Raw genomic sequence first — 3431 nt, forward strand, 5'->3', positions numbered from 1 at the left:
AGACCGGCAGTGCGCCGGTGGTGGACCTGGACACCCTCGATCTCTCCGGCTACGGGGATACTCCGGTCACCGATGCGGAACGGATGTCGCCGTTGCGGTCGTCGAACACCGCATACGTGATCTTCACATCGGGGTCGACAGGCCGGCCCAAGGGTGTGGCGGTGCCGCACTCGGCCATCGTGAACCAGCTGCGCTACATCCGGGCCGAATTCGGTGTGGACGCAACAGATTCGATTCTGCTCAAAACGGCTGCCACGTTCGACCTGTCGGTGTGGGAGTTCTGGACCGCGGCGGTATGCGGTGGCCGGATGGTCATCTCGTCGCCGGATGGTCATCGCGATCCGTCCTACCTCAACGGGTTGATGGCCCGCGAAGGTGTGACCACCTTGACGGTGGTTCCGTCGATGCTGGATGCCCTGCTCGCCACCGACGAGGGGATATCCCCGTCGTTGCGCCGGGTGCTGGCCATCGGTGAGGCGTTGCCGGCGGCTACCGCGCAGCGGATGCTCGCCGATTATGCGGGTGTGGGGTTGTTCAACCTCTATGGCCCGACCGAGGCCGCGGTGTCGATCACGACGCACCGGGTCACGCCGGCGGATACGGTATCGGTGCCGATCGGTGCGCCGCAGTGGAATTCCCGCGTGTATGTGCTGGACGGCCGGTTGCAGCCGGTTCCGGATGGTGTGTCGGGTGAGTTGTATCTGGCCGGTGTGCAGTTGGCGCACGGGTATTTCGGTCGCGTGGATCTGAGTGCGGAGCGGTTTGTGGCCGATCCGTTCGCGGCCGGTGAGCGGATGTATCGCACGGGTGACCTGGTTGCGTGGAATCGTGATGGTGGTTTGGAGTATCGGGGTCGTACCGATTTCCAGGTCAAGATTCGTGGTTTCCGGATCGAGCTGGGTGAGATCGAAGCCGCACTCCTTGCCTTGCCGGAGATCGCGCAAGCGGCTGTGGTCGCGAAGTCGGACCCGCGGACCGGCGATCGACTGGTCGGTTACCTGGTCCCGTCCGGCGCCGGCCTGGATTTCGCACGTATCCAGGACACGCTGGCACAGCGGTTGCCGTCCTATATGGTTCCCGCCGCGTTCGTCGAACTCGATGCGCTGCCGTTGAATGTGAACGGCAAGCTGGACCGTAAGGCTCTGCCCGAGCCCGAGTTCGAGGCGCGGGAATTCCGGGCGCCGTCGACTCCGATCGAGGAGATCGTGGCGAACATCTTCGCCGAGGTCCTCGGGATCGATCAGGTCGGTGCGGACGACGATTTCTTCGCCCTCGGTGGTAATTCGCTGGTCGCGACTCAGGTTGCGGCGCGGTTGAGCAAGGCGCTGGATACGACTGTCCCGGTCCGTGCGCTGTTCGAAGCGTCCACTGTCGCCGGTTTGGCGGTGCGTGTCGAACAGCATGCCGGTTCCGGTGGCCGGGCGGCCCTGGTGCCGCAGCCGCGGCCGACCCGGGTCACCGAGTCGGGTGAGGTCCAGCATGTTGCGCCGTTGTCGCTGGCGCAGCAGCGGATGTGGTTCCTCAACCGTTTCGACGGTGCGTCCGCCGCCTACAACATTCCGATGGCGATCCGGCTGTCCGGCGAGCTGGATGTCAATGCCATGCGCGCGGCGGTCGCGGATCTCGTGGCGCGCCACGAGGTACTGCGCACGGTGTACCCGGATACCGCGTCCGGTCCCGTGCAGCTGGTACTACCGGTGGCACAGGCGGTTCCGGAGCTCGCGGTGCGCTCGGTGGCTGCCGCGGATATCGGTACGGCCGTGGCGGAAATGGCATCCACCGGCTTCGATGTGACCGCCGAGGTACCGCTACGGGTGGCCCTGTTCCGTCTGGACGATCCGGCCGCCGCGACCGATGCGCAGGACCTCGCTACCGCCGGTGTCTCCGGCGAATTCGTCCTCGCGCTGGTGGCGCACCATATCGCGGCCGACGGCTCGTCGGTCGGTCCGCTGGCGCGCGATGTGATGACCGCCTACGCCGCGCGGGCCGCGGCGGAAGCCCCGGCGTGGTCGCCGCTGCCGGTGCAGTACGCCGATTTCAGTATCTGGCAGCGCAACCTGCTGGGCGACGAATCCGATCCGGAATCGCCGGCGGCGAAGCAGCTCGGGTACTGGGAGTCGGCGCTGGCCGGCATCCCGGATCAGCTCGACCTGCCGATGGACCGCCCGCGACCCGCGGTGCAGTCGTTCACCGGTGGCCGGGTCGATATCGATATCGATGCCGAGGTCCATGCCGGTCTGCAGCGGCTGGCGCAGCAGCAGGGCGCGACCCTGTTCATGGTGGCGCATACCGCGTTCGCGGTACTGCTGTCGCGGCTCTCGGGCACCGACGACATCACCATCGGTACCCCGGTGGCCGGTCGCGGCGAGCAGGCGCTCGACGATCTGATCGGTATGTTCGTCAACACCCTGGTGTTCCGGACCCAGCTCGATCGCGGCGAAGCATTCACCGAACTGCTCGCCCGGCAGCGGCAGCTGGATATCGCGGCCTTCGCGAATGCGGACGTGCCCTTCGAACGACTCGTCGAGGTACTGAACCCGGCCCGGTCGACCGCCCGGCACCCCTTGTTCCAGGTGGGATTCACCTTCCAGAACCTGGCCCAGTCGAGCCTGGAGCTGCCGGGGCTCACCGTTTCCGGTGTCGATATCGATACCGAGGTCTCCCAGTTCGACCTGAACCTCATCCTGAGCGACTCCTACGACACCGCGGGCGAACCCGGCGGGGTAGTCGGATACCTGACCTTCGCCACGGATCTGTTCGACCGCGCCACGGTGCAGGGTTTCGCCGACCGGTTCATCCGGTTGCTGAGCCGGATCGTGGCGGACCCCTCGGCTCCCGTGGGCGATCTGGAAATTCTCGCCCCGGTCGAGCGCGCCGCACTCCTGGCGGAGTGGAACGCGACCGAGCATGCGCTGCCCGAGCGGTTGCTGCTGGACGGGTTCGAACGGGCGGTCGTCGCGAACCCGGATCGGGTAGCGGTGTCGTTCGAGGGGACAAGTCTGTCCTACGGCGAGTTCTCCGCTCGCGTGAACCGGCTGGCCCGGTACCTGGTCGCGCAGGGTGTGGGTCCGGAGTCGCTGGTCGGTTTGCTTGCCTCCCGGTCGCTGGATCTTGTGGTCGGTATGTATGCCGTCGTTGCGGCCGGTGGTGCCTATGTGCCGTTGGATCCGTCGCATCCGGCGGAGCGGATCGGTTACATCCTCGATACCGCAGCACCGGTGTGTCTGCTGTCGACCACTGCCGATGCGCAGGTCGTCGGGATCGAACCGTCGGACGGCACAGGCACTCGTGGCGCTTCTGTCGCCGGTGACAGTGTGGGCTCGCTCGCGGGTGTGCCGGTGCTGGCCCTGGATGCCCTCGATACCAGTGGTTTCGATGCCGCGCCGGTAACGGATGCCGATCGGCTCGCGCCGGTTCGGTCGTCGAATACC

The 3431-nt window shown here is 66.6% G+C and carries 1 protein-coding gene; it reads left to right on the plus strand.

Annotated elements, in window-relative coordinates; all coding sequences use genetic code 11:
* The coding region (locus ON22_RS03020; protein ID WP_043739796.1) for a non-ribosomal peptide synthetase at positions 1 to 3431 on the plus strand (3431 nt) is incomplete at both ends.

Origin of the sequence: Nocardia carnea NBRC 14403 (genome assembly GCF_000308515.1) — a bacterium.
Taxonomy (GTDB): Bacteria; Actinomycetota; Actinomycetes; order Mycobacteriales; family Mycobacteriaceae; genus Nocardia; species Nocardia carnea.